The sequence below is a fragment of the Mesorhizobium sp. WSM4809 genome, from assembly GCF_055811655.1.
Map to the genome: position 1 here is coordinate 1 of NZ_JBVVQW010000018.1, position 25,368 is coordinate 25,368.

Here is a 25,368-nt window from a genome sequence, read left to right on the forward strand (position 1 = left end):
ATGCTCGAACGAATGGGCAGGACAATGTATCGCTGTCACAATGGCACGCTCGATTTTGGAACGGAGCTTTTGACGAAACCCTACACGAGCACCTGTCCGGCAGGACCGTGACGCTGAAGGTGAAGTTCACCGATTTCCAGCAGGTAACACGCAGCCGTACCCTTCCAAGGCTCGTGCTGGGCGCCGATGAAATGCTTGAGGTGGCACAGACCATGCTCGCCGACCTGTTCCCGGTTGTGAAGGGCATCCGCTTGCTGGGTGTGACGCTGTCATCCTTGGAAAGCATGGACAGCGTCCCGATCGCAGATCAGCTAGGACTGTTTTGATGCGATCCAGACCGAGTTGGTCGGCTACTGAACCGCTTTGCGCATACGGTCCGTAAGCGTCTGCTCGACCTCGAAATACCCATCCCAGGCATCGGGCTCTTGAGCCCGCGCCGCAGCGGCAAAGACGTCAAAGGCATTGGCGCTTGTGAGCTTCGGCAACTCTTCCCAGGTTACGGGCACAGCGCAGGAGGCAGCGGCCCGCGCACGGGTCGACCAGGGGCAGATGGCCGTGGAGCCTTGTCCGTTGCGCAGATAGTCGAGAAACATGCGGCCCTTGCGCTTGGCCTTGCTCATGTTGGCGACGAAACGCGACGGGTCGGTGCGGGCCAGCAGTTCAGCAAAATCTTGGCAGAAGCCCTTGACCTCCTCCCAGTCCGCTTCGGGAACGAGCGGAACGACGACATGCACGCCTTTGCCGCCGGACAGCAGTGGCCAGGATTGTAAACCGAGCGCTTCGAGGACGCCGCGAATGTCGAGCGCCGCCTGCTTAACGTCGCCGAAGCCCAGGCCCTCGTCGGGATCGATGTCGAAGATCATGCGGTGCGGCAGGTTTGGCTGCTGCCGCAGGCTGCCCCACACGTGGAACTCGAGGACATTCATCTGGACGCCGCCGATCAACCCTGCCAGGTCATCGACCCACAGGATGCGGCTTTCTTTGCCGGACATCTTAGCCAACTGGCCATCATGGATCGCCTTGGGCATGCCCGGCAGCTTGTGCTTCTGGAAGAAGGTTTTTGCCAAGTCTCCATCGCTGTCGCGCACGAACGAAAGCGGCCGATCCTGGATATGCGGCAGCATTTTCTCGCCGACGGCCGCGTAATACGCCACAAGTGTCGCCTTGGTGATTTCGCTTCCGGGGTACATGATTTTGTCTGGATGAGTGAGGGAAACGCCTACGGCAACGGCGATCTCCTTGCCCATCTGGGGATCGAGATTGGCAGCGGTGCCCGCAGTGAGCGCTTTGGGCTGTTCCATCATTACCTGACTGGCCCGCTTGTCCTCGCGCATGCCCTCAAAGCTTGGATGGCGCAGGCTGCCATCCGGTGTCACCTCGGCATAGGTCACCTCGGCAACAAGCTCGGGCTTTACCCACCGACCGGTTCGCGCGATGTCGCGCGGCACGGAAGCGAAGGCCGGTTTATCGAGGCGTCGCTTCTCTAACTGCGCAAGGATCTTGTTGCGCATGGCCTGGGTGAATCCCGTCCCCACCCGACCGCGGTAAACCAGCTTCCCCTTCTCATAGGTGCCGAGAATCAGCGAGGCCATGCCTCGGCCGGTGTCGCTGGGGCGGTAACCGCCAACGACGAATTCCTGTCGTTTGGTACATTTGATCTTGAGCCAGCTGGTCGTGCGGTCGCCGATGTAACGGCTGTCGGCGCGCTTGGCGATAACGCCTTCGTGGCCCCCCTCGCACATGGCGTCGAAGACTTGTCTGCCCCGGTCGACGATGTGGCCGGAAAACTGCAGGCTGTCGCCAACGTCGCGGTCCCCAAGGAGCAACTCCAGCCGCTCCTTGCGATCGAGCAGCGGTTGGGTCGACAGATCCTCGCCATTCAGCTCGAGCAGATCGAATGCATAGAACTTGAGCGGCATGCCTGCGGCGATGCCGGTTTTCAGCATGGAAAAATTGGTGCGGCCCTGGCTGTCGATCGCGACGATCTCGCCGTCGATCAGTGCGGAGCCTTTGGTTAGCGCCTGAAGCGGCGGCAGGATCACCTTGAACTGTCGTGTCCAGTCGTGGCCGTTGCGGGTGTAGACCACCACTTTAGAGCCGGAAATCGCGACTTGGGCACGATACCCGTCGAACTTCATTTCGAACAGCCAATTGCTGCCCACGGGTATGGCGTCTGTCAGGGTGCAGAGCTGGAACGGACGAAACGCTGGCAGCGGATAAGTAGGGGTAGATTCTGAGTCCCGGCGCCGAGGGCGCTTTTTGCTGAGGGCGGCCTCTAGGGCCGGCATGTGGAATTCGAATACATGGCTCGATTCAATACCCTGAACGGGATTCGGTTCCACGCCGGTAAGTCGAGACATTGAACCGGAAGACACTGGCTGCGTTGTTGGATCTGGAATGGCAATCTTTTGGAGGACGAAATGCCCAATACAGGAACAACACGTGGACGCAACCGGGACCGCGTGAAGGTCGCTGGCGGGCAGGATCATGAAGTGAAATACGAGGCGGGTAAGACCGGCGCGAGCAACGCCGAGGTCAAGTCGGCCGTGAAATCGGTCGGCAACAGCCGCAAGAAGGTCGAGGATAAGCTGGGCAAGAACTGAACGACGGCGTCGGGCTATGGTCCGGGTTGCCACGTTCAATGTAAACGGCGTCAATGGTCGCCTACCGGTCCTCATCGCGTGGCTAAAGGCCACGCGCTATGACGTCGTCTGCCTTCAAGAACTCAAAACCTCTGATGAGAAATTTCCGGCCGAGGCGATCGGCGACGCTGGCTATGGTGCGATCTGGCACGGCCAGAAATCCTACAACGGCGTCGCCATCCTGGCTCGCGGAGCTGACCCGATCGAGCGCCGACGCGGGCTCCCTGGCGACCCTGACGACAGCCATAGCCGCTATATCGAGGCGGAGGTCAGCGGGCTCGTTGTCGGCTGTCTTTACCTGCCAAACGGAAATCCCGCCCCGGGTCCCAAGTTCGACTACAAGTTGCGCTGGTTCGACCGTCTGATCGGCTACGGCCAAGCTCTTCTCCAAGAGGGCGCGCCAACAGTCCTGTGCGGCGACTATAATGTCGTCCCAACGCCGATTGATGCCGTCGTCCCGCGACGATGGATCGGCGATGCGGTTTACTTTCCCGAGAGTCGCCAATCCTTTGCCGAGATGCTCGAGGACGGCTGGATCGACGCGGTCAGGCGCATCCATCCTGAAAAAGGAGTCTACACGTATTGGAATCACTCATACGGCGGCGGCTACGACAAGAGTTCTGGCTTGCGAATGGACCATCTGCTGGTCAGTCCCTCGTTGTCGCCCAAGCTTCGCGGTGCGGGGGTGGATGTTGAGACGCGAGGATGGGAGAAGCCGAGCGATCACGCGCCGGCATGGATCGAGCTTGAGTAGCGCGAGTTTATCCTCGAGAAATGCAGGCGGCTTAAGACTTCGCCATCCGAAATTGGTAGCATTCTTAGAACCACACTTCCTGCCATTGTCCGAAACTTGTCGCATATCGGACATGAAAGCGGTCGAACACGACACCGATTTGCGCTCTCGCGTGCTCGCGCGCATCGAGTCCAAGCCCGAGGAGGTCTGAACCCGGGCGACTTTGCCGATCTCGGCGCGCGCGCCGCGGTGGACAAGACCCTGCAGCGATTGGCTGCGCTCAAGAGCTTCGCCGGATTGACCGCGGTCTTTTATGACCGCCCGCGGACCAATACTCTGACCGGCCGCGCCACCGTGCCGGATTATCGCGCCGTGATCCGGGCCGTAACACGCCGCGACAACGCGCGCACCGTCATCGATCGCATGACGGCCGCCAACGATCTTGGTCTTACCACGGCCGTACCCGCGCGGATCGAGGTGCTGGTCGATGCGAGATTGAAGCCGATCAAACTCGGCGGCCAGGAAATCCACTTCAAATACGCCGCGCCAAGCCGCCTCTATTGGGCGGATCGGCCGGGGATGCGGGTCGTCCAAGCGCTCGAGCCCGCGACCAAGATGGTCGATGCGCTTGCTCGTGATTACGCCAACACGACCGCGATGATCTTCGGCGCCGCGCCCAGCTTCGATGATATCATGGCGTCGGCGGGGCAGATCGAGAAGAGCCTGAACGGTGGCAAATAGGGTCACACTCGACGGCGCCGTCTTTCCAGCCCACGCGCCGCCTTTCGTGCGACCCTGAGGTCATCAAGAGTTGGCTGCCACCAAAGCGCGTCACCAATTTCCGTCTCGGTTCGAGAGGGCCAGGTCTTGATGAGCTCATCGAGGGTGGCGGGACGCCACCGACCCCAGACATAGTCATGGTGGTCTGGAAAGCCGGCGTACTGGGAACCAAGAATGTCGCCGTCAACGGGCTCGCCATCGCATCCGATGAAGACGACGGCACCGTAGCCCCGTGTCATTACCGGCCGGCCAAGCGGCGGAAGATCGTTTGGATCCAGCGGATAGCGCCTGCGGCGACGCTCGGTGGCACGTGCGCGTGACGCCACGTCTTGCGGGGCCCCCCGCCTCTGCGCCGCGCGCTGCTTTCGCGCTTCGGGCTCGCTGCGAATGGCCGCCGCCTCAATTTCCGCCCAGCGTCGATGCAGTTGTTCGTAGGAACGATAAGGGACAGTCCAAACGCGCCTGTCGGGTTCCCAGGACGCAAACGGCACGTCGCGCATCACCGTTACCACCGAACGAGAATATGGTGTTTGCACCTCCAGCCGATCCTGGTGCACGAGCAGGTACTTGGAAACGATCGGATCGAAGGCGTAGGCGTCACGTCCCCTGCTGTCAGCATGCACGCTCGATCCGGCGAATTCTCGCTCCAGCCACCGATTGAAGCGCCGAGCGGCGGTTTTTCCGGGGACAAACCAAGCCTTGAGTTCATCGCTCCAGCGAGCACGGGGAAAACTCTTCCGGAAGCGTTCGACGGTGGTCCGATCAAAGAGGAAGGATGCCGGCGCGCCCGGTGGAGCATCGTCATTCGAACTTGATCCACCCGTTCTCTTCATGATCGTGGAGCCTTCACCGCGTCTGTGACAGGAGAACGCTTTACGACGGCGCAAGTGCCCTTCGCGCCGATGTCGACAAGAACTCCCAGATTGCAGGAGGCGAACGGACCTTTGCTTAATTCGCCAGCGCCTGGGCGATAGCGATCGGCGGTTCAGCGGGGCAATGCAACTGCGCTTTTCTTCCGGGCCGAGAGGCCGATCAGGCTGGATTTGCGCCAGCTTTTCTAAGTTCGACACCGAGATCGCAATTCCACTATGCCGTCCAGAATTATCTGTCGTTGTCCGAAATTAAGCCTGAAAGGAATGTGCCAAGAAGTTCGAGCGCGACTCATTCGATAAGGGTTACCAAAACCCGTTCCTGTGGGTTGTTACCAATCCGCGTGTTGGCGGTAAGGATCGCACTCTGTGCATGCGTCAGGAACAGCGCCGCGGCGGGCTCTGCCCACAAGAAACTCAGTCGATAACGCCAGGACGTCATCATTCTGGCCTGGCTGTGCAACGAAGACTTGTCCAATTGCCAAATAGACCAAGGTACCGTCCTGGCAAAATCCGAAGTCGGCAGTCCGATCGGTCGGCGATCGCCGGCTCTTCGGCAGAGATGGCGCCGCCAGAATCGAGCCCAAGTTCAAAAAGTGGGGGCGACTGGATCATTATCGTTGCCCTTATGGAATCCACCAAGTAGTTGTTGCGTAGTGGAGGACTGAATACATCATGCAAATAGAATCACCGGCCGAATCACGGCTCGCTACGTGATCGTGCTTCGTCAACGAAAGCTATCATTGGACCGCGGCTTCCGGCCGGGGAGATTATTATCCGTGCTCGAAGCGTCTTCGCTGGTCTATACAGTTGGACAAATTGGCTCAAATTGGTTCGATCCTTTGTCCGAGCTTCGAGGAGACAGCTTGTCTTGGGGGGTGAGACATCCGTGAACCGCCTGATCAACGTGACCATCTGTGTTGAACGAAAGCCTTGAGCAGGTGCCGGAAGCCAGGTGCGGCCTTCCAGGCAGCTCTGATGTCAGGATAAAGTTTAGAAGGGGTCTAACTATCCCTAGGCCAATTACGCTGCGAGGAATGGCCCTAGCGCACGATGGCATAATGGGTGCTGTCGCGATGCTACTTGCATTTGTGTTGCGACTGGATTTTGATGGCTTCCTCCTGAATTGGCCGGTATTGCTTGGAGCAGCTATCCTCTTCGGGGTCATGGTCAGTACGGCAGGGTTCTTGCTGGGACTAAACCGCGGAATATGGCGCTATGCGTCGCTTCCTGACTTGGTAGCGATCGCTGGCGCCACTAGCGTGGCCATCGCGCTCTTTATTGTCGCTGAGTTCCTTCTGATACGGCTGAATGCGATCCCACGCTCTTCTGTTGTCATAGCCTGGGCGTTCACCGTCGTGCTGTTGGCCGGACCTCGCGCTGCGTATCGAGTTTACCGCAATCACCATGACAGCAAACGAAGAAGAAAGGCCGAACCCGCCGGGGGAAGAAACGTGCTCTTGATCGGAGCTACCGACAATGCGGAAGCTTTCCTGAGGGCTATAAAGGAAAGGGATCGTACCTCATTTGAGGTGCTGGCAATCATTGACGAGAGAGGACGAAGAACAGGCCGATCTATCCGCGGAGTTCCAGTTATGGGGCCTTTGGAACGGCTACCCCAGATTCTCTCCCGATTTGAGGCTCGGGGGCGCCGCCCAGAGGCGATAATCCTCACGCGATCACGTGATGATTATGAACGTCATGCCAGCATTGAAGCGCTGGTCGAAATTGCCGCAACTCAGAAGCTAGAAATCCTTCGGCTGCCAAATCTGCTCGATATGCAAAGCATCGATGCGGAGATCGAACTGCGGCCCATCAAGCTGGAGGACCTCCTGCAACGAGACCCCGTTCGACTGGACGTGCCCAAGATCCAGTCGATGATTCAGGGTAAGACCATCATGATTACAGGGGCCGGTGGCTCCATTGGATCTGAGTTGGCACGACAGATTGCTGACCTGAATCCCGGAAGCCTAATTCTTCTCGATGCCAGCGAATTCGCGCTCTACACAATCAAGTCCGAGCTGTCTCAGAGATGGCAAAATATCGATATCCAAGCCGCTCTTTGCAACGTGCGGGAAAAAGAGGCTGTGCGCACGATCGTTGAACGCTTCAAACCTGATGTGCTGTTCCATGCTGCGGCACTGAAGCACGTGCCGATGGTTGAGGCTCAGCCGCTCGAAGGCATTTTCACCAATGCAATCGGAACACGAAATGTCGCCGATGCGGCGCTCAGTGCAAATGTATCCAGGATGATCATGGTGTCGACCGACAAGGCGGTAAATCCCGCCAATGTTATGGGGGCAACCAAGCGAATGGCGGAGATGTATTGCCAGGCGTTGGACCTCGACCCGGAGGTCATCGGCACGCGATTCATCACAGTTCGGTTCGGCAATGTCTTGGGGTCGGCTGGCTCGGTCGTCCCTCTTTTCGAACAGCAGATCAAGGCGGGTGGTCCTGTGACCGTCACTCATGCCGACATGGAACGCTTTTTCATGACGATCCCTGAGGCCTGTCTCCTCGTTCTACAGGCGGCGGCATACACCCCCGCGCCACAGCATGAGCGAGGCCGGATTTTCGTGCTCGATATGGGGTCTCCCGTGAAAATCGTCGATTTGGCGCGAAATCTTATTCGGCTCTCGGGACGTCGACCGGACAAGGATATTCAGATTGTCTACACGGGGCTGCGGCCCGGAGAGAAACTCTACGAGGAGCTGTTCGACAGCAAAGAGACCTTGAGTGAGACAGGAGCCTCAGGCATCTTGGCGGCATCGTCGCGGTCGATCAAACGTGCTGTAATTGTGCGTATTTTTGATGAAATGCAGTGCGTAGTCAGCGCCCGGGATCTGCAAGGCGCAGTGAAGCTCCTCAAATCGACTGTGCCGGAGTTCACTCCCGACATGGAAGATCACCTGCTGATGAGCATAAAGCGTTCGGCTAAGTCATGAACTTTGCGACCGCGGCTTTGTGCGGCAGCCCGTCACCAGACCGAATTAACGAGAAGATGCGGGTGCTGGTCGTGAGTCAGCATTTTTGGCCTGAAACGTTTAGGATCAACGAGGTTGTCGAGTCGCTTCGCTCGTGTGGGTGCGACGTTGAGGTTTTGTCTGGTCAGCCGAACTATCCGCATGGCCAAATATTTGAAGGCTACCGAGCGCTTAGCTCAGGCACGCAAATTCATCCGTCCGGGTACCTGATACACCGGGTGCCTGTTGTGCCGCGAGGCAAAGGCGGGGGGCTACGGAGAGTGTGGAATTACCTCTCATTCGTCGTGTCGGGGAGCATCATCGGGCTATTTTTAACGCGATCCAAGCGATACGATATTGTCTTCGTGTATGCGAACTCCCCGATTCTGCAAGGATTGGTAGGGGCCGTTTTCAGACAGTTCAAATCTGCCGCTCATGTGATTTGGGTCCAGGATCTGTGGCCGGACAATTTGGAAGAAACAGGGTTTGTTCGCAACCAGCGAGTGCTGAGCGCTGTGGAGGCCCTCACTCGCTTCATTTACCAACGTTCCGACCTTCTTCTGGCCCAGTCACGCGGTTTCATCGCAAAGATACGCGCCGTTGCCGGCGATGCGGTGCCAATCGCATACCACCCCAATCCTGGCGATTTGAATCTGGCGGTGGATAGCAAATTCACGGGTTCGCCTCTGGATCTTACGCGCGGGTTCAATGTCGTGTTTGCGGGTAATCTCGGGTCAGCTCAGGCGCTGGAGACAGTTTTAGACGCGGCAGGCCGAATATCAGATCCCGAGATCAACATCGTGCTTGTTGGAAGTGGAAGCCGGTCTGAGTGGCTCAGGACCGAAATTGAGCGACTTCATCTCACCAATGTCATGCTAGTAGGACGATTTCCGCAAGAGGCGATGCCGGCGGTATTTGCACAGGCCTCTGCTCTCCTAGTCACACTTAACAGGGCAAAGGGTTTAGGTTTGACGGTGCCGAGCAAACTCCCGACATACTTAGCAGCTGGGCGCCCCATCTTGGCGTGCCTTGATGGCGAGGCGGCCGATATCGTAAGCGAGGCCAAGGCGGGCCTAGTTGTGCCAGCCGAAGACAGCATAGCCCTGGCAGAGGCAATCATACGATTGAAGGGCCTCCCAAGAGAAACGCGGGAGGCGATGGGTACCGCGGGGCGTGAATATTTCAATCAGCATTTCGCACCTGGTCCACTCGCTCTTGATTTAGTCGAACATTTCCGTCGGGCTTTAAGGGAGCGACGAGCATCACGGAGATAGCGAGAGATACCATGGCTCAATCGACGCACCCCAGAATCCTTGTCCTCGGTGCCTCGGGCATGCTGGGCAATGCAGTTTTCAGATTCTTTGCGAACAGCGAAGGCTACGTAGTTTTTGGCTCCACCCGTTCAAATAATCTGCATCCTGTTTTTCCAGAAAGTCGGGCGACGCTGATCGACACAGGCGACGTCGAGAATTTTGATGGTCTAAGCAAGATTTTCGCGGTGGCAAATCCGGATGTGGTCATAAATTGCATTGGGCTTGTCAAGCAGATGTCATCTGTGAATGACCCTCTCGCCGCAATTCCAATCAATGCAGTTTTGCCGCATCGGCTGGCACGCCTCTGCGCAGTCGCGAGGGCTCGTCTCGTTCATATCAGTACCGATTGTGTCTTTGACGGTGCGGCCGGGAACTACAGCGAAAGTGCCCGGCCCAATGCTGATGATTTATACGGGCGGAGCAAGCTGCTGGGCGAAGTAGTTTGTGAGAACGCGATAACCCTTCGGACTTCGATAATCGGCCGCGAGTTGAACACTTCACACGGCTTGGTCGACTGGTTTTTGAGCCAACAGGCTGACGTTAAAGGGTTCACCCGAGCCATATTTTCCGGACTGCCTACCGTGGAACTCGCCAGGATCATTCGCGATTTCGTCCTGCCAAATATCAAACTCACCGGCGTGTACCATGTGTCGTCAGATCCAATCAGCAAGTATGATCTCCTCAGAATCATAGCCGAGGTCTACGGCAAAAAGACCCAAATCGTTCCGGACGACCAGTTGGTGATTGACCGGTCATTAAATTCATCTCGTTTCCAGAACGCTACCGGGTACCGCCCTCCCGACTGGCCCGTTCTAATCCGATCCATGTATGACTTTGGCTAAACATCCTCGAGCGAGACGTTAATGTTTTCCAACAAAACCCTTTTGATTACTGGGGGCACCGGCTCTTTTGGCAACGCTGTGCTGGCTCGATTCCTCAAAACGGACTTCGCAGAAATCCGTATCTTTAGCCGGGACGAAAAAAAGCAGGAGGATATGCGCCTGTCGTTGCCGGACGATCGCTTAAAATTTTATATTGGTGATGTACGCGATTATCACGCTGTCGATGATGCAGTTCGCGGAGCCGACTACATCTTCCACGCTGCGGCGCTCAAGCAAGTGCCGTCTTGCGAATTTTACCCAATGGAGGCGATCAAAACGAATGTTCTCGGCGCTGAAAACGTGCTTCGCGCTGCGATCAGTCATCGCGTCCAGCGTTGCGTGGTGCTTAGCACTGACAAGGCTGTATACCCTGTAAACGCTATGGGTATGTCAAAGGCGTTAATGGAAAAAGTTATGATCGCGAAATCGCGAGTCAGCGATTCTGTTCGCACCGTCGTCTGCGCCACCCGTTACGGCAACGTCATGGCGTCCCGCGGCTCAGTGATCCCCCTCTTCCTTGACCAACTGCTAGGCGGCAAGCCCCTGACATTAACCGATCCCAACATGACACGTTTCTTGATGTCGCTCGATGAATCAGTCGACTTAGTGCTTTATGCATTCGAGCACGCACGGTCGGGCGATATATTTGTTCAGAAGGCACCCGCTTCTACCGTGGGGGTTCTGGCTGAGGCGATGCAGGAACTATTCGAACGGGACAATCCGGTGAAAATCATCGGGACTCGTCATGGTGAGAAGCTTTTCGAAACTTTGGTGTCGCGCGAGGAAATGGTGCGTGCGGAGGACCTAGGCAATTATTACCGGATTCCGGCCGATTCTCGGGATCTGAACTACGACAAATATTTCGTTGAAGGCGAGCGAATGGTTTCAGAGCTGGAGGACTACACATCTCACAACACCGTTCGCCTCGATGTTGGTCAGGTCAAGGCACTGCTATCGCAGTTGGACATCCTTAAAGGGGCGCTCCGTGCTTAAGGTCATGACCATTGTTGGGACTCGGCCAGAGATTATTCGGCTGTCCAGGGTCATTGAAAAGTTCGATGCCAATTTCGATCACGTGCTCGTTCATAGTGGCCAGAACTATGATTATGAGCTGAATGAGGTCTTCTTTTCGCAGTTGGGCATTCGGCCGCCCAACGTCTTCCTCGAAGCTGCAGGTGCTTCTGCTGCGGAGACAATTGGGAAAGTCATCATCGCGGCTGATCAGGCGATCGAGAGTCATCGCCCCGACGCACTGCTGATTTTGGGTGACACGAATAGCTGTTTGGCGGCGATTGCGGCCAAACGGCGGAAGGTGCCCATCTTCCACATGGAGGCCGGAAATCGTTGCTTCGATTTCCGTGTTCCAGAGGAGATTAACCGCCGAATTGTGGACCATACCGCGGATGTCAATCTGACCTATAGCCAGATTGCTCGTGACTACCTACTGCGAGAAGGCCTCCCACCCGACCAGGTAATTGTTACCGGCAGTCCGATGCGCGAGGTGCTCGAGCACTACAGAAGCGGAATCGAAGCCTCGGCGGCGGTCAGCAATCTCGGCTTGACGGCAGAACATTTCTTCGTAGTCAGTGCTCATCGCGAGGAAAATGTGGATTCGCCCGAGCGGCTAAGGAAGCTGCTTAATGTCCTCAATGGGATTGCCGAGCGATATCAGGAGCCAGTCATCGTTTCGACCCATCCTCGCACGAGAAAACGTTTGGACGCGCTTGGTGCCAGCTGCCATGAAAATGTCAGGTTTAAAAAACCGTTTGGGTTCTTCGACTATATTAGGCTCCAGTGTTCGGCTCGAGCCGTGCTTTCGGATAGCGGCACGATAACTGAGGAAAGCGCGATCCTGAACTTTCCCGCCCTCAATCTGCGCGAGGTACATGAGCGCCCCGAAGGCTTCGAAGAGACCTCAGTGATGATGGTTGGCCTGGACATAGAGCGCGTTTTTGACGGGCTTAAGATATTGGAGACTCAGTCACGAGGCGCGATGCGGACCTTGCGTTTGCCGACTGACTATAGCTCCGACAATGTATCCGAAAAGGTGCTGCGGATCGTTCTAAGTTACACGGACTTCATCAACAGGCGGGTCTGGAGGAAACACGAACCTGGCGCCGTCTGACCGCAATCGTGCCTTCGTCTCCCCGCAGCTCTGAGCGAAAGCCGTCCGCCGCATTCCGGCCCGCCATCGTCTAGTGCAAGGCAGGAACTCAGCCCAACTAAATCTGATACGGCAGATTCCTCACACTTTCGCGGTAACCGCCCGCCTACCCGTAGCCAGCCAATCAACTATGTACCAAACGGCACCGACGAAAAGCACCGACAGGACCAATTCGATCGCGTAAATGAACAAAGTCCACGGGAACCCCATTTGGACGAGTAAGTAGGCTAACGAGACACCTGTCACCGCCGCAGAGGCGACATTTTGTGTGACCCAGGCAGCCAACCATTCGATCGAATGGCCAGCTATTGTCAGAAAGAACATGAATACCGAGACGACGATTATCGACCCTGAAAGGCTGGCCACCCCAATGGGGCCTGGCAACGTGAGGAAGGTATAATATTGGACCTTTCCGTACCGGTCACCGGACATTTTTTGGTAGATCGCTTGGGCGCCAGCGGCTGGGTCTTCTTTGATCACATGCAAGAACAAATCGCCTCCAAGATGGTCAAGATTTGCCGCGGCCGTCATCGTCCCTTCAAGTCCAACCCAGCGCATGACCGCGAGATTGCGCAGTTGACGGTAGAGACCGGCTAGGGCGAAACGATCACCTCTGACTGCGTCAACCTTGTCTATTATCGTCGCAGCCGGAGGCGCCGAGGAGTCGGGCGACGGTGCCAGAGTTTTTCCGATGCCTGTCGGCTGCTGTGGAACAACGCCTGACGGCTGCTGTGGAACGCCTTGTGTCTGTGCGGTGCTGATCGAGAAATCGAAAGTGCGTTCAAGGCTAACTACTGCAAGCGAGCCTGCAAAAACAAATCCGCTGAGACCCATGGCAACTGCGATCGCAACCCAACTCCTCACATCGCGACGTCGTAAGACGACGACCGCGAATGCGGCGAGAACATAGAGAAGCAACTGGATGCGGCTTCCCATCGAGAGCGATGCGAGCAGCCCAAGAAACACTGCTACGTAGATCAACACTGAATACGACCAGTCGCGTAGTTCGACCAGCCACAGTGCCAAGGTTAGGCCTCCCAAAAGAGCCCCCCATGCGATCACGAAGGCCGCGACCGCATACAGGCGGGGGTTGATGTTAATGCCCAAGGGGAAACCAATCCGTATAATGTGAAATGAGTAATTGGCCCAATACAGCCCGATAGAAACGGCAATCAAACTTGCAAACGCGACGACGACAAATTTCGACACGAAAGGAGGCGCTACCGCCTTCCGAATTTCCTTGAACGCGGGATAAAACGATGCGGCCAATCCAGCCGCGCACACCCCTGAAAAGCCACTAGCTGCGAAAGCAAGTGCCTGATCCCACTCAGTCCTGAATGTGCTGGTAGGCTCGATGAGCGCGATGCCAAATACGAAATTAGCGACCGCTTTTGCAATGAATCCTACAAAAAGGAATGACGACAGCAGAAACACGAAAAAGGAGGACGGACGCCAGAGCGGGATGAAGACGGCAGCGCAGCCCGATGCATAGAACCAGAGGAGAATCAGTTTCGACTGGCCGGGATAGGTGGCTAGAAGGACGAAGCCCATTGAGGCAACAAGCAGCGCAACTCCCAAGAGAATCGCGTTTCCAGGCACATTTGCTCGGGATGGCTGAATCTTTTGAGATTGGCTCATATCAACCCTTTACTTCAATGCTCGCGGAGACCAAATACCGACATGCGGCAAGCATGACCAAACCCTCTGCGCCACGAATCGCGATTCTTCCCCATAATACACGCAGCCGGCGACGCAATTCGTTGTATGAGAAGCAATCCCCATGATATAGCCCTGCGAATTGCGAATTGGCTTGTGCCTCGTCTCATAAATTGGCTCGATTCGCTGCCCTTTTTCGAAGTCAGCCCGAATGACCTACAAGCAATGTGACACCGGTCCGCGCGTGGTAGTGCTCGGGGGAACCGGGTTCGTTGGTGAGGCCCTAGCGCGGCTGTTGGCCAATCCGGCCTTCCCACCCAGCCGGTTCATTGTGCATCGTTCGGAACCAGAATGGCTCAATCAAGCCGGCGTGAATGTCAAAAAGGCCGATTTGGAAGATTCTGCCGAGATGTTGGCCGCCTTGAGCGGTTACGACGTGATGATCAACTTATTACGCCCCGACGGCACCGGTTGGTACCCTACCGTATTGCGGAGCTTGCAGTCGACATTTCGTGACGCCGGTATTTCCCGTTGTATTCATGCTAGCAGCATTGACGTTTACGCAGGGGTACGCGACCGGCAAATCGACGAAGCCACATTGCCATGCGCGTTGTCGCCTTATGAGCAAGAGCATCTTATAGGTGAGGCAATTCTGACAGGCTCGTTCGCCGAGACGATTGTGTTGCGGCTGGGAGCTATTTTCGGATGCGGCGGACGCAATCTCGTCACTTTGGCGGAGGAGATGAAACAAGCCCCATCATGGAAGATTGCGCTCCGCCGTGCTCTTTACGGTGAAAGACGAATGCACCTGGTGAGTGTGGAGACTGTTGCACAGGCACTTGTCAAATTGGCGTTCGACCGGAAAATCCATGGCTCACAGATCGTCCTAGTTACCGATGATTCCGATCCGAATAACAATTTCGCGTTTGTCCAGGATCGCTTCGCCCTGGCATTCGGCCGAGAATTCCCGAAATTTGGACCAACCTCACCAAGATTCTTCCTTAGATTCTTGTTACGTCTGAGGGGGCTTCCGGCGCACGCTATTGACCGGCGCTTCTCTGCAATCAGGGCCACGGAATTAGGGCTAGTCTCCGAGGCGTTCACCAGCAGGCTGGACAACTACGCCAGTGATCTTGCGAGGGTGACTCGGATGTCGGGCGCATGAATATCCTCCTGACTACAGTTTCACTCGATTCCCAAAAAGGAGGAGGCACAGCAGAGCGAACAAGGCGGCTTGCTAGCCATCTGACGCAAAGAGGACATCGTTGCGAGATCGTCACTATGCAAGGCGGGGATCTCGTCGAGCAACTGCATGGTAGGAACATGCAAGTTTATATTACGGGTGCGATGCGTCTCCGCTTCTCGGTCCCGACAATCAATCCGTTTAGGCTAATGCGCAGCGTTCGAAACGCTGATGTCATTCATATTCTCGGGTACTGGAACTTCCTGTCGGTCGCGACAGCGTTTCTCGCGCGATGGCTCGGGAAGCCTTATACTTTCAGCGCTGCGGGGGAGTTTGTCGGTCTCAATCACCCTAGGCCGATCCCGTATCTCTTCCACATCGCCTTTGGAAAGCGGATGGTTCGGAATGCAGCGACGCTGATTGCGGTCACCCCCCTGGAGCGCCGTCAGATACTCGAGCGGTTCAAATCGCCAGAAGACAATGTCATCGTGGTTCCAAACGGGGTTGAGGAACAACCTTTAGCAGCTGAAGCGATGGAGACTGGACTAAATGGGCCGTATGTCCTTTTCGTCGGCCGACTAGCCGAAGTGAAAGGCCCCGATCTTCTTATAAGCGCGTTTGAGAAGATGAGTCAGGAATATCCGGATATCGGGTTGGTAGTAGCAGGTCCAGACTTTGGCATGCGCGTATCGTTGGAATCCTTTGTTAATGCGCACCACCTCGCCGACCGGGTTGTCTTCACGGGGCATCTAGGCGAGAGCGCACGGAGCGAGGCATATAGACGCGCGCTTTTCCTGGTCGTGCCTTCCCGAGCTGAGGCGATGTCACTCGTGGCGCTGGAAGCTGGGATCGTTGGCACGCCTGTTCTTCTCACTGACCAGTGTGGGTTTGATGAAGTCGAGACGGTGGGTGGTGGATACGTCGTACCGGCAACTGTTGAGGGCTTGTATGGAGGGCTTCACTCGATGCTGGCCGAACGTGGTGATCTACCGTCGAAGGGACGAGCGCTTAGATCTTATATAGTGGAGACTTTTGCCTGGCCTTCGATTGTAGACAAGCTGATTTCTCGCTTTGAAGAATTAATCGCAAAAAGGGGGGCTCCCGCAAACGTCGTCGTAGATACGCCACAAACTCAACCGGCGATCGAGGCCCTGTCGACGACGATCAAGCGCACCGGAGAGGACCGTTGATAAGAGGTCCCCAAGTGTCGCTCGTGGTCCCAGCATATAATGCGACAGACTACATCGCGGAAACAATCGAAAGCCTCTTGGCCCAAGACTATCCAAACTTGGAGATCATAGTTGTAGATGACGGTTCAACTGACGGCACAAGCGATCTCGTCTCGAATTATGGTCCTGAAATTAAATTGCACCGTCAAGTGAACGCTGGCCAGAGTGCGGCCATGACCACAGGATGGGCAATGAGCACGGGGGACATCCTCGGCTATCTAAGCGCAGACGATCGTCTGCGCCCAACAGCTGTTCGGCGCTGCGTGGAGGAATTGTCGGCTCGCACTGATGTAGTTTTGGTTTACCCCGACTTCGACATTATCGACGAGCATTCAACTCTCAGGTCGACCTTACAGCCGCCGGAATTTTCGCGTCGTGCTCTCTACGCACACCTGCACTGCCTGCCGGGCCCTGGGGCCTTTTTTCGACGTGAGGCTTATGAACGAGCTGGTTACTGGCGAGAGGACCTTCGGCAGATTCCTGACCTCGACTTTTTCCTGCGCTTGGCATTGGAAGGTAATTTTTACCATGTGCCAGAGGTTCTCGCGGAATTCCGTATGCATAGCGCGTCGACCACCTACCGAGCTGTGCCATTTGAACGTGGAGAAGAACCGCAGCGCATGATTGAGACGTTCTTCCGACGGAAGGATCTTCCCGATGAACTCCGCAAATGGGAGCGTGAGACTAGGGCAAACGCTAATTTACTGTCGGCTGCGATCCATGGGCGTTCGGGACGCGTAGCTGTTGCCGTTCAACGATTATTGGCAGCAGCCAGGCACCCGCGGACACTGCTATCTCGCAAAGCCGTAAGCCACGCTCTCCTGATAGCCCGGTGCGCGTTTGCCCCAGTATCGGTGCGTATGCGGGAACGACGGAATGCAGCCAACAGAGACTAGTTCCATGTCTCGGGACCGAGGGACAAAAGGTTGGCATCCTTTCCAAGGTGCTCGCATAGACCTGCTACTGCGAGGTTATGGTCACTGCGTTGACTGAGGCCAGACACCGCAATCGCTCCAATCACGCCCACCCCTTTGACCCGGATTGGAAAAGCCCCGCCGGCTAGAACGAAATCCTGTGGATCCAGACCGTATCCGGGAGGGAAAGTGCGATCCTCACGTTGCTGCTGTAGGGCTAAGAGATAGCTGCTCTTGTGAAAGAGCTTGACTACGTTAAGCTTGCGCCGTGCCCATTCACCATTCGACGCCGTTGATGTCGGAAGCGCGGCGTAGAATAATTGACGATCCCAGAGCCGAATGTCGATAACGATCCCGGCCTGTTCGCGCACTGCGATGGAACTAAGCGCGCAGCCTAGCTTAAAGGCCGCTGTTTCTTCAAAAGATTCGAAGACGAGCACGGATTCCTGTTGAGCGATTTTCGGGACATCACTCGCATCCCCCTCTGAAGCCAAACTGCGCGTCATCTCTCCCGGCTTATCCGTCATGTCGAACTGTCCGCGTGCTTTTGCAATCGTGCCAAGGAGTCGGAATACAGGCAGTTAATGGGTCTAGGCAGCGCGTAAGACGTGCAGCCACGCGGCCTTATCGGCGAGTTCCTCGCTAATAGCTTCGGCCGTTGCCCATAGAGGCACTGGGTTTCTGATTTGATGTGCAAAATATCCATCCAATCATCCTACGCCCTGTCAAATACTCGGGATGGTGCTAGACGTCTAGGATGAATGGGCCTTTGAACGGTGTAGCAATTATCTGCCAATGACTGATCATACATTTTTCGCGATTTTGTTTGTGGGGAGACAGGGGTCCAGCTATCTCCAGGCTTTGCTTGACTCTCACCCAGATGCAACGTGCGAAGGCGAGCTATTCTCACCGACGGCGCGCTTAATCGCCGACTTGGTCAGGCGGCGCACAATATCTTTCAGAAACTCCCGTCAGAAGGACGTGGCTAGCTATCTTGAGAAGATGCTCCACAAAAAGGGTAGCAGGGTCACCGGTTTCAAAATGCCCTACCTGTCTCTGCTGGAGCATACTGACGCGGTTGAAGCATTCAAGAGGTTCGGATACAAGATTGTCCGCTTGTCACGCGACAACCTGTTGGACCAATATATTTCGTACAGACTTGCGGCCCTAAATAATTCGTGGAGATCGGATTACGGGCCGACAAAAATAAATGATTTTTACGTAGATCCAACTGAAGTATTGACCGCTTTTGAGAAATGGACAAGCGACAACTCCGCTTTGCGTAGAATAGCGAGTGAATTTCCCAATTTGCATGTAACATATGAACAGCTGATCGACGGCTCTGGCGTATTGCGCTGCCTGGAATTTCTGAATTTGCGCGATGCACCTCTCGAAAGCCGTTTCAAAAGGCAGAGAACTGGCGCCCAATCTGAGATCATCTCGAACTACGCCGAACTGAAGGGTCACTTTATCCAGACAGAGTGGGCGCGCCATTTTGTGGACTAACCCCGGCTCCAATTCACTGCAATTGGGCGCCCAATCATGCAGACGCCACAATTACTCCCAACTGTTCGTCCCTTTGTCCCCGGGATAGCCGAGCGCCTCCCAATGAGCGACCCCATCTCCGTTGATCTTCCGGTCGCTTCCGCGCCCTCGATATGGCGTGCTAGTGGCGCCGCTGCCGCCGGCCGCGTTGGCATACTGGCTGCAGGTCTTGCGAGCTCCTTGCTCCTTCCTCTTGCCTTGCCTCCAGACAAAGTCGGCATCTATTTCATTGCTCAGATCCTCACCTCAGGATTTGCGATCCTGGTTCAATTGGGCCTCACATTTACCGTGCCGGCGCTTGTCTCGGCCGCGACCGCGAAAGGAGACTTTGGACGAGCGCGGGATCTTATAGTTAGGATTCAGGGACTGGTTGTCTCTTTCGGCCTCATCACAGCGCTGGCATTCTGGCTTGCAGAACATTGGATAAGAAGCGGCGGAGGCAACGAATGGGGAGAAATTTTGCCGATAGTCGCCGTAGCCATTCCTTGCGCAGCTTTGGGGTCTGTCCAAGTCGAACTGCTTCGAGCGGTTCACTCGATTCGGAGTTCGGCTTTCCTCATGGCCTTCCCCAGTGCCATTGTGGCCCTCTTCCTCGCGTTTGCCCTAGTGACACACAGCAGCGTCACCCTTCATCAAGTACTATTATGTAGTTTGGTCGGCTTCGCGATGGCAGCGGGTTTCGGCGCTTTTAGCATTTTTGTGATGTCGCGCCGCTGGACTGAGCCCGCAAACGTGGAGACAAACCTACGAGCGATTATCCTTCGCACTCTGCCGAATCTCGCAACAACCCTGATGTTGTTCGGTCTATCTCAGATCGACATGGTTCTGCTGACGCTCTTCACTAGCTTCTCGGAAGTTGCGCAATATGGTGTCGCCTTGAGGATTTCGACGGTACTGATCATGCCGCTCAGCATCGCAAATTCCGCCTTTGCCCCTTCTGCGGTTCAGCATTGGACGCTGGGTGACCGCGCGGGACTTCAGCGATCTCTCAGGACATTGGTTTGTGTTTCGACGCTTCTGACCTGCCTAATGTATTTTGGGTTGGTGACTCTTGGCTATGCCGCTGTTCAGATTTGGAACCCACACTACGAAAGTTCTTTATGGATAGCACTGATCTTAGGCTGCGGCCAAGTTTGCCATGTTCTCGGCGGATCGTCAGGAGTTTTGTTGATGGTGTTAGGCGACGAAAAGTTTGCTTTTCGCATTACCTTGGGTACTGGCCTCGCAACCGTCGTATTGTGTACGGCTGGCGTTCTGATGGGGGGCCCGCTTTTACTCGCGTCGGCCGCGGCGTTTTGCAATGCGCTTCAGGTAGGTTTCTTCTCAGCGCGGGCCCGCAAGATATTCGATGTCGATCCAACAATCTTGTCGGTCGTTAAAAACAAGTAGCGCGGAAGCTGACTAGTTCGGCTTGTCCTTGTGGGACTTGAACCTGTGAGCACCCGGGTCGCCCACCAGGCCACTGAGAGCCAAGAGGCCAAACAAGGCCATAATGCAACCCATCCCGAGAAACAACATTGTCCAGTACATATAACACCACCCCCGCCATTAGATACCCCAGATAAGGCTGATCTGCAAGAGATCCCTAATGTAAGTTGTGGTTAGACGGTTCTCCGGCGACTGCGTTGCTCGCCGTGCCCAGCCTGTGGGTAAGGTGACACCCCTAGGCGTTGCATGACGGAGATACGAAGCCCCAGCTTCGCTTTACGCGTTCCTTGTGAGATTGCGCTTTGCGCCTTTAGCCTTGATACCCTTTTGGGGCTGGCTTCTTGGCCGGCGCTTTCTTGGCGGGATCCTTCGTGGCAGGCTTTAGCCCTAGCCCTATCGACTTTGCCAACTTCGATCGCTGTGCGGCATAGCTTGGCGCCACCATGGGGTAGTCGCGAGGCAAACCCCATTTCGTGCGGTACTGTTCGGGCGTCATCCCAAGCAAACCTAGATGGCGCTTCATCGATTTGAATTTGCGACCGTCTTCCAAACTTATGATGTAATCCGGAAATATCGACTTCTTCGGGTTCACGGCCGGCGTCAGCGTTGTTAGCTCCGCAACCGGCGTCGGGCTCCGACGGCGCGCTGCCGAACGGCAAGGTCACCCCCGATAGCCTCTCCGAAGCGACACGCGATCTCATGGCCGCTGTCGGACCTCCGGGGCCAACAGGGCCGACCGGCCCCAGCGGTGCAACGGTGCTGGACCTGCAATTCGCAACGAAGGCGACGGCAGAGGCCTTCTCCCCGGTGGCCGCGCCCGACTACATACGGACGGCATTCTACGACACCAACCAAGTAGCTGGCAGCGGTGGCGTATATCGAAAAACTGGAACCCCCGCCGGCGACCTGGTCATTACCTTGAGCGATCACGTCACGCTTGTCGGCTACACCTTGTCGGACACGCCGACCGCTTCGCAAAAGGGTGCGCGCAAGAACAACGTGGCGGACGATGCTCCGGCAGTGCAGGCGGCGCACAATCTGGGGATCGGCGGCGTCGACCTTCCTGCGGGAACTACCGGCTTGTGCCCGGTGCGGTTTCTTCGTTCACCTTGGCAATACCGCTTTCAACGTTTATCGCGCGGTGGCCCTGACCCTAGACAGCGTGACGTTCACCGGGCGCGAAACGGTGCTGCATGGCGTCAGTCGCGCGGGCGTTATCGCCAACGATCTCCAGCCAGTGTTTTCAACTAACAAAAACATGACGGTTGGTGCGCGCAAGAACATCACATTCGACGGCCTGACCTTCGACGCGGAGAACGATGCGGACGCGACGAACAGCAATCAACGGTTTCTCTATGCGGTCGGCGTCGACGGGCTGCGCTTACTCAACACGAAAGCCGTATCGAGCGGTGCTCGGCGGGGCTATTTCACGCATATCCAGAACAGCAAAAACGTCCAGATACACGGCCATAGACACCAGAAAGTAACGGGTGGTTTCAATATCCGCTATGTCGAAAACTTCGTTATGACGAACTTCCTGTTTGAGAATTTCTCGGAGGCGATCGACCTGGACGGCACAAGTCAGCGCGTCGTGATCCGGGGCGGCGTCTTTCAATCGGTTTCGCGCGCAAATCAGTGCATCGACGTCAACGAACAGGTGGACGCCTCGATTGGCGATTTCTCTGTGTTCAACACCGGCAACATCGCAACGGTCAACTACAAGACGACGACGCCGGACACTTACGCGGAGTATGTCGCCAATAGCCTGGTGCGGAATTTTCAGGTGGCCAAGCGCATCGTGCTGTCCAACATCAGCGGTTCGGCAATTGGCTCCGCCGTGGTTCCTGCCTTTTACATCGGCTGGGATTGGGCGGCCGGCAACCATGCCGGCACGGGGCCGGTGCAAGACATCACCTTGCAAAACATCACGCTTGACGATCACGGCTATTTCGACATCCGAGAGGCGGTCAATCTCAAGCTGAAAGACATTACCTCCTATCGGGCGATCTGCGGCTTCACGCACGCGGTCTACTGCTTCTCGCAAGCTGCGACAGCCGATCAAATCGGCTGGTCGGATCTGGATATTGATATCGACGGGCTGCGGATCGAAGCATCAGACAAGGGCGGCCTCTATATCGCGGCACCATCGCGGGCCAAAATTCGCAGGCTGATCACGCGTGGCAACAACGCTGGAGTTGCGACCGATCTCACGCTGACTGAGCTTGGTAGACGTGGTGGCGTCGCCTCTATCGATGACTGCGACATCGAGGGCGCGGTTAACCTCAACGGCGACAGTACCATGTTCGTCGCCTGGACGGCTGGCACGCTCTACAAACGCGGTGCGACGGTGACAAACGGCGGCAACTACTACCGCGCCATTGCCGAGGGCCGTTCCGCCGCTGCAGGCGGTCCGGCTGGCACTGCACTTTCCATCATTGATGATGGGACAGCAGCAATAGCCGCGTGGGCAGGGTCAACAGCATATGTCGTCGACAATGTCGTGTCCCGCGCCGGCGCTTACTTCATCTGCATGGTTGCCGGCGTGTCGGCCGCTGCAGGCGGCCCGGCCGGGACGGATCAGCGCATTGCCGATGGCACTGGGGTCTGGCGGCCGATCAACGGCGCGGTGAAGTGGGAATATCTACCTTCGCCGTACTCGCTGCGGTGGGGCAAGAACAACCGCGTTCGTGGCGTCGTCACGATCCAGGGCGATATTCACAAGTTCATTTAAGGGCGAGAAGATTACGGCTCGGCTGGGCGACCTGGCCGCCACCGGATCGGTGGTGTTCCCAATGATCACTTGCGATCGGCGCGGCTTGGTCACGGCGGCTGCGTTCACGGTCAACGCGGACGCGACGGCGGATGGAGCGAACTACCGTACCCTGCTTGTGAGGCGGTACCGTGCCGGCGTCGCGACGACGCTTGTGACGACTGACACTATCGCCGGGCTAACGGCTTTCATTCCAAAAGACAGCAGCATGAGCGCGGGGCAAGCCTCGTTTGGTTTTGAGCCTGGTGACGTCTTGACCATCACCAGCAATTCGGCAGGAGCCGGGAAGGCGCTGACTGGTTTAGCTGCGACGCTGACTTTCATAGAGTTTTGATATCGGCATTTAAATCGTCGAGACGTAGCAAATGAGATTTCTATCGTCGCCGCACGCGCTTTCACCCCATCCGCGATTACACCATGACGCCGCGCCGGCCATTTCCTCTTCCGATAACTAGAAGCGCCTATCGTGGAGTTGTGCCTACGCGTCAAGCGGGCTTGGCCCGGTCGAAAGTCGGCTCCCGGTCGCGATTTCGCTCCCGCTGCTGGGCCTTGGTAGTCAGGGATGCATGTGAAGAAAACCGGCCGGCGGTCGCGCCCTGCCGCCTTGCAATCCGAGCATGCAAAGAGTCCGACAAGATCCCAATGCATCGAGCCGTGGTCAGGACCAAGCCTGTCTATCAGCGTTCGGATGTCGAGCCTTGTTGATTTGCTGCACATCGCGTGCCCGCAATTCACGTAGACGGTTTCGCGGGCGGCCAAGGTGTCGGCGAGTGTCTTAGTCATCCCCTAAACCGCTCGGTGTACCAGGTGATCTTGCCGTCGGCCTTCATCGGCTTGTGGATCATCAGGCGGGGCAAATGTTCCGGATGCACCTCCAGCAGGGTGATCTTGATCTGTGGCTTGCAGCGGCTGCAATCGAACTTCAGCGTCTGCGGATCGGCGCCACCGCCATAGACCCATCAAATCGGCCGATCGGCAGTAGCGTACGTTGCCGCAGCTGCATTCCGCTTTCACAGGCATGTTGTGCCGGGTCGCCTTGCCCAGCGTGTCGATCGGTTCGTGCGCCATCCTTTTAAAAAAGGAACATATTCCTGTCACATCGCTCGTGAGATGTGCGCCTTACCTCATCGCTCGCGGTTATTCGCCTACTCCTTCTTCGCAAACGCCCAGACCATCAGCGGGTATTCCTCGTCGTTGCTGAGATCCCGCCACAGGCCATAGGCGCGTACCGGGCCGCCGATATGGGCCTTCGCGCAGGCTTTGTTGCCCCAGCCGTGGACCTTGACGTTGGCTTCCGCGAAGCCGCCCTCGACCATCAGCTGCTTAAGGCCGGCGGGGGTCCATCGGTTGTAGTCGTGCGGCCTGGCGTGAACGCGAAACAGGAAAGGTGTCGCCACCATCGCCCAGCCGCCGGGCCGGGTCATGGCGTGGATGTTTTGCACTGCCGCGTGAGGCCGCCGCACATGTTCCAGCACCTGGTCGGCGATGACGATCGAATATTGCTCGTCGGTGCGATCCCTGCAGATGTCGAAGGCGGGGAAATCGACCGAGCGGTAATTGGGGCACATTGCCCGCCAATAGCGGTTCCAGCCGGGCGAGATCTCGATCACGTCGGCGGCCTTGCGGTTGCCGGCCTCTAGAAAGAGCGTGAACGCCTCGATCTGGCGGATACGCAGCCAGTTGCGGGAATCATAGCCGATGAGCCGTTTTACGGCGCGTTTGCTTTGGCTTTTCAGGGCGGCAAGGCTTGTCGTCACATCGACCTCCTCCAAAGCCCGCCGCGAGGAACAGTCTAGCCCAAAGAAGTGGGCAAAAAATGACATCGATATGCGCCGCTCCTCGAAGCGGCGCTGACTGAGTTAAGACGGGGCCGGCGATAACCGCTTAGTAATCGCCGTTGTAATAGCGGTCGTCGCAAGGGGCGGTGTAGATGCGGCCGCTGCGGTCCTGATAGCGGCACATCTGTTCGCCACGACGCTGCGGCGTGGTGGAGCTGCCGACAACGGCGCCCAGCAACGCGCCGGCGCCGGCGCCGATGAGCGTGCTTTCGGTGTTGCCGCCAATGGCTTGGCCGACAAGGGCGCCGCCGGCGCCGCCGATCAGCGCGCCGGTTCCGGCCCGCTGCTGGCCTTCGGTCTGCGCGCAGCCTGCCAGTGCTGCGGTCATCAGCACTGCGGCTATCGCTTTGTGAAAGGTCATGGAGGTCTCCCTTAAAAGTCTGAAATCCTATCGACCGTCCGTGCGGTCGCATTGCGGCGGAACGGGGGCACGCGCTCTCACGAAGTGAGTCAGCGTTTA

At 56.8% G+C, this 25,368-nt stretch carries 22 protein-coding genes and 1 pseudogene; 16 read left to right on the forward strand and 7 right to left on the reverse strand.

Translation table 11 applies throughout. The annotated features are described in order from the left end of the window. On the forward strand, positions 1-326 hold a 326-nt coding region (locus AC0L24_RS28525; protein WP_473564482.1), incomplete at its 5' end, for a DinB/UmuC family translesion DNA polymerase. Positions 327-350: 24 nt separating this feature from the next. Here AC0L24_RS28525 and ligD read toward each other — a convergent pair. Next, positions 351-2,288, reverse strand: coding sequence for a DNA ligase D (gene ligD, locus AC0L24_RS28530; protein WP_473564576.1), 1,938 nt, complete (start codon positions 2,286-2,288; stop codon positions 351-353). Positions 2,289-2,420: 132 nt separating this feature from the next. Between ligD and AC0L24_RS28535 the strand changes: the two genes are divergently transcribed. From AC0L24_RS28535 to AC0L24_RS28545, 3 genes are all read left to right on the forward strand, one after another. After that, positions 2,421-2,603, forward strand: a complete 183-nt coding sequence (locus tag AC0L24_RS28535; RefSeq protein ID WP_473564483.1) for a DUF3606 domain-containing protein — start codon at positions 2,421-2,423, stop codon at positions 2,601-2,603. Between the two features lie 16 nt (positions 2,604-2,619). After that, entirely contained in the window at positions 2,620-3,396 is a 777-nt protein-coding gene (gene xth, locus AC0L24_RS28540; protein WP_473564484.1) for an exodeoxyribonuclease III, read from the forward strand. Positions 3,397-3,624: 228 nt separating this feature from the next. Beyond that, positions 3,625-4,116 (forward strand): DUF6088 family protein, encoded by a 492-nt coding sequence (locus AC0L24_RS28545; RefSeq protein ID WP_473564485.1) that lies wholly within the window; start codon positions 3,625-3,627, stop codon positions 4,114-4,116. A 2-nt stretch (positions 4,117-4,118) separates the two neighbouring features. On the opposite strand, the gene AC0L24_RS28550 is transcribed toward AC0L24_RS28545, so the two are convergent. Further along, complete coding sequence (locus AC0L24_RS28550) at positions 4,119-4,988, reverse strand: hypothetical protein (protein WP_473564486.1); 870 nt, start codon at positions 4,986-4,988, stop codon at positions 4,119-4,121. 1,097 nt (positions 4,989-6,085) lie between these two features. On the opposite strand from AC0L24_RS28550, the gene AC0L24_RS28555 reads away from it, so the two are divergent. Genes AC0L24_RS28555 through wecB form a run of 5 tightly spaced genes read left to right on the forward strand, consistent with a single transcriptional unit; the run spans position 6,086 to position 12,306 of the window. Beyond that, complete coding sequence (locus AC0L24_RS28555) at positions 6,086-7,969, forward strand: polysaccharide biosynthesis protein (protein WP_292633251.1); 1,884 nt, start codon at positions 6,086-6,088, stop codon at positions 7,967-7,969. Beyond that, positions 7,966-9,261, forward strand: a complete 1,296-nt coding sequence (locus tag AC0L24_RS28560; protein WP_292633246.1) for a glycosyltransferase family 4 protein — start codon at positions 7,966-7,968, stop codon at positions 9,259-9,261. The genes AC0L24_RS28555 and AC0L24_RS28560 overlap by 4 nt, the downstream gene beginning before the upstream one ends. 11 nt (positions 9,262-9,272) lie before the next feature. Next, positions 9,273-10,142 carry a dTDP-4-dehydrorhamnose reductase family protein gene (locus AC0L24_RS28565; RefSeq protein ID WP_473564487.1) on the forward strand — a complete coding sequence of 290 codons (870 nt, stop codon included), beginning with the start codon at positions 9,273-9,275 and terminating at the stop codon, positions 10,140-10,142. A 21-nt stretch (positions 10,143-10,163) separates the two neighbouring features. Next, positions 10,164-11,174 carry a polysaccharide biosynthesis protein gene (locus AC0L24_RS28570; RefSeq protein WP_127271261.1) on the forward strand — a complete coding sequence of 337 codons (1,011 nt, stop codon included), beginning with the start codon at positions 10,164-10,166 and terminating at the stop codon, positions 11,172-11,174. Continuing rightward, a complete protein-coding gene (gene wecB / locus AC0L24_RS28575) occupies positions 11,167-12,306 on the forward strand; it encodes a non-hydrolyzing UDP-N-acetylglucosamine 2-epimerase (protein WP_473564488.1) in 1,140 nt (379 codons plus the stop codon). The genes AC0L24_RS28570 and wecB overlap by 8 nt, the downstream gene beginning before the upstream one ends. A gap of 120 nt (positions 12,307-12,426) precedes the next feature. On the opposite strand, the gene AC0L24_RS28580 is transcribed toward wecB, so the two are convergent. Continuing rightward, positions 12,427-13,983 carry a hypothetical protein gene (locus tag AC0L24_RS28580; protein ID WP_473564489.1) on the reverse strand — a complete coding sequence of 519 codons (1,557 nt, stop codon included), beginning with the start codon at positions 13,981-13,983 and terminating at the stop codon, positions 12,427-12,429. Between the two features lie 229 nt (positions 13,984-14,212). Between AC0L24_RS28580 and AC0L24_RS28585 the strand changes: the two genes are divergently transcribed. Genes AC0L24_RS28585 through AC0L24_RS28595 form a run of 3 tightly spaced genes read left to right on the forward strand, consistent with a single transcriptional unit; the run spans position 14,213 to position 17,309 of the window. Continuing rightward, positions 14,213-15,166: an NAD-dependent epimerase/dehydratase family protein gene (locus AC0L24_RS28585; RefSeq protein WP_292633235.1), complete on the forward strand. Its 954-nt coding sequence runs from the start codon at positions 14,213-14,215 to the stop codon at positions 15,164-15,166. Continuing rightward, the gene (locus AC0L24_RS28590; protein ID WP_473564490.1) at positions 15,163-16,374 is read left to right on the forward strand and encodes a glycosyltransferase family 4 protein; all 1,212 of its coding nucleotides are present in this window, start codon (positions 15,163-15,165) and stop codon (positions 16,372-16,374) included. The genes AC0L24_RS28585 and AC0L24_RS28590 overlap by 4 nt, the downstream gene beginning before the upstream one ends. 14 nt (positions 16,375-16,388) lie before the next feature. Then, positions 16,389-17,309, forward strand: a complete 921-nt coding sequence (locus tag AC0L24_RS28595; RefSeq protein ID WP_164748681.1) for a glycosyltransferase family 2 protein — start codon at positions 16,389-16,391, stop codon at positions 17,307-17,309. On the opposite strand, the gene AC0L24_RS28600 is transcribed toward AC0L24_RS28595, so the two are convergent. Beyond that, complete coding sequence (locus AC0L24_RS28600) at positions 17,306-17,854, reverse strand: heme-degrading domain-containing protein (protein WP_473564491.1); 549 nt, start codon at positions 17,852-17,854, stop codon at positions 17,306-17,308. The two genes, AC0L24_RS28595 and AC0L24_RS28600, sit on opposite strands and share 4 nt — an antisense overlap. Before the next feature lie 268 nt (positions 17,855-18,122). On the opposite strand from AC0L24_RS28600, the gene AC0L24_RS28605 reads away from it, so the two are divergent. After that, positions 18,123-18,833: a hypothetical protein gene (locus AC0L24_RS28605; RefSeq protein WP_473564492.1), complete on the forward strand. Its 711-nt coding sequence runs from the start codon at positions 18,123-18,125 to the stop codon at positions 18,831-18,833. Positions 18,834-18,935: 102 nt separating this feature from the next. After that, entirely contained in the window at positions 18,936-20,261 is a 1,326-nt protein-coding gene (locus tag AC0L24_RS28610; protein WP_473564493.1) for a lipopolysaccharide biosynthesis protein, read from the forward strand. A gap of 349 nt (positions 20,262-20,610) precedes the next feature. Here AC0L24_RS28610 and AC0L24_RS28615 read toward each other — a convergent pair. After that, positions 20,611-20,925 (reverse strand): annotated as a pseudogene (locus AC0L24_RS28615) (Ros/MucR family transcriptional regulator); the annotation flags it as partial. A 384-nt stretch (positions 20,926-21,309) separates the two neighbouring features. Here AC0L24_RS28615 and AC0L24_RS28620 point away from each other — a divergent pair. Together AC0L24_RS28620 and AC0L24_RS28625 are read left to right on the forward strand one after the other, a co-directional pair. Beyond that, positions 21,310-23,031: a hypothetical protein gene (locus AC0L24_RS28620; RefSeq protein ID WP_473564494.1), complete on the forward strand. Its 1,722-nt coding sequence runs from the start codon at positions 21,310-21,312 to the stop codon at positions 23,029-23,031. 61 nt (positions 23,032-23,092) lie between these two features. Continuing rightward, positions 23,093-23,404 (forward strand): hypothetical protein, encoded by a 312-nt coding sequence (locus AC0L24_RS28625; RefSeq protein ID WP_473564495.1) that lies wholly within the window; start codon positions 23,093-23,095, stop codon positions 23,402-23,404. Between the two features lie 811 nt (positions 23,405-24,215). Here AC0L24_RS28625 and AC0L24_RS28630 read toward each other — a convergent pair. Continuing rightward, positions 24,216-24,827 carry a class I SAM-dependent methyltransferase gene (locus AC0L24_RS28630; protein ID WP_473564496.1) on the reverse strand — a complete coding sequence of 204 codons (612 nt, stop codon included), beginning with the start codon at positions 24,825-24,827 and terminating at the stop codon, positions 24,216-24,218. A 127-nt stretch (positions 24,828-24,954) separates the two neighbouring features. Further along, positions 24,955-25,269, reverse strand: a complete 315-nt coding sequence (locus AC0L24_RS28635; RefSeq protein WP_292633214.1) for a YMGG-like glycine zipper-containing protein — start codon at positions 25,267-25,269, stop codon at positions 24,955-24,957. Positions 25,270-25,368 lie beyond the last annotated feature (99 nt).

What these genes read in the sequence shown, in the direction of transcription:
- AC0L24_RS28580 (WP_473564489.1), bottom strand. Translation starts at nt 13,983, where the DNA reads ATGAGCCAATCTCAAAAGATTCAGCCATCCCGAGCAAATGTGCCTGGA.
- AC0L24_RS28565 (WP_473564487.1), top strand. Translation starts at nt 9,273, where the DNA reads ATGGCTCAATCGACGCACCCCAGAATCCTTGTCCTCGGTGCCTCGGGC.
- AC0L24_RS28555 (WP_292633251.1), top strand. Translation starts at nt 6,086, where the DNA reads ATGGGTGCTGTCGCGATGCTACTTGCATTTGTGTTGCGACTGGATTTT.
- AC0L24_RS28620 (WP_473564494.1), top strand. Translation starts at nt 21,310, where the DNA reads ATGCTCCGGCAGTGCAGGCGGCGCACAATCTGGGGATCGGCGGCGTCG.
- AC0L24_RS28535 (WP_473564483.1), top strand. Translation starts at nt 2,421, where the DNA reads ATGCCCAATACAGGAACAACACGTGGACGCAACCGGGACCGCGTGAAG.
- ligD (WP_473564576.1), bottom strand. Translation starts at nt 2,288, where the DNA reads ATGCCGGCCCTAGAGGCCGCCCTCAGCAAAAAGCGCCCTCGGCGCCGG.
- AC0L24_RS28605 (WP_473564492.1), top strand. Translation starts at nt 18,123, where the DNA reads ATGACTGATCATACATTTTTCGCGATTTTGTTTGTGGGGAGACAGGGG.
- AC0L24_RS28570 (WP_127271261.1), top strand. Translation starts at nt 10,164, where the DNA reads ATGTTTTCCAACAAAACCCTTTTGATTACTGGGGGCACCGGCTCTTTT.
- AC0L24_RS28625 (WP_473564495.1), top strand. Translation starts at nt 23,093, where the DNA reads ATGATCACTTGCGATCGGCGCGGCTTGGTCACGGCGGCTGCGTTCACG.
- AC0L24_RS28585 (WP_292633235.1), top strand. Translation starts at nt 14,213, where the DNA reads ATGACCTACAAGCAATGTGACACCGGTCCGCGCGTGGTAGTGCTCGGG.
- AC0L24_RS28560 (WP_292633246.1), top strand. Translation starts at nt 7,966, where the DNA reads ATGAACTTTGCGACCGCGGCTTTGTGCGGCAGCCCGTCACCAGACCGA.
- xth (WP_473564484.1), top strand. Translation starts at nt 2,620, where the DNA reads ATGGTCCGGGTTGCCACGTTCAATGTAAACGGCGTCAATGGTCGCCTA.
- AC0L24_RS28610 (WP_473564493.1), top strand. Translation starts at nt 18,936, where the DNA reads ATGAGCGACCCCATCTCCGTTGATCTTCCGGTCGCTTCCGCGCCCTCG.
- AC0L24_RS28550 (WP_473564486.1), bottom strand. Translation starts at nt 4,988, where the DNA reads ATGAAGAGAACGGGTGGATCAAGTTCGAATGACGATGCTCCACCGGGC.
- AC0L24_RS28590 (WP_473564490.1), top strand. Translation starts at nt 15,163, where the DNA reads ATGAATATCCTCCTGACTACAGTTTCACTCGATTCCCAAAAAGGAGGA.
- AC0L24_RS28600 (WP_473564491.1), bottom strand. Translation starts at nt 17,854, where the DNA reads ATGACGGATAAGCCGGGAGAGATGACGCGCAGTTTGGCTTCAGAGGGG.
- AC0L24_RS28635 (WP_292633214.1), bottom strand. Translation starts at nt 25,269, where the DNA reads ATGACCTTTCACAAAGCGATAGCCGCAGTGCTGATGACCGCAGCACTG.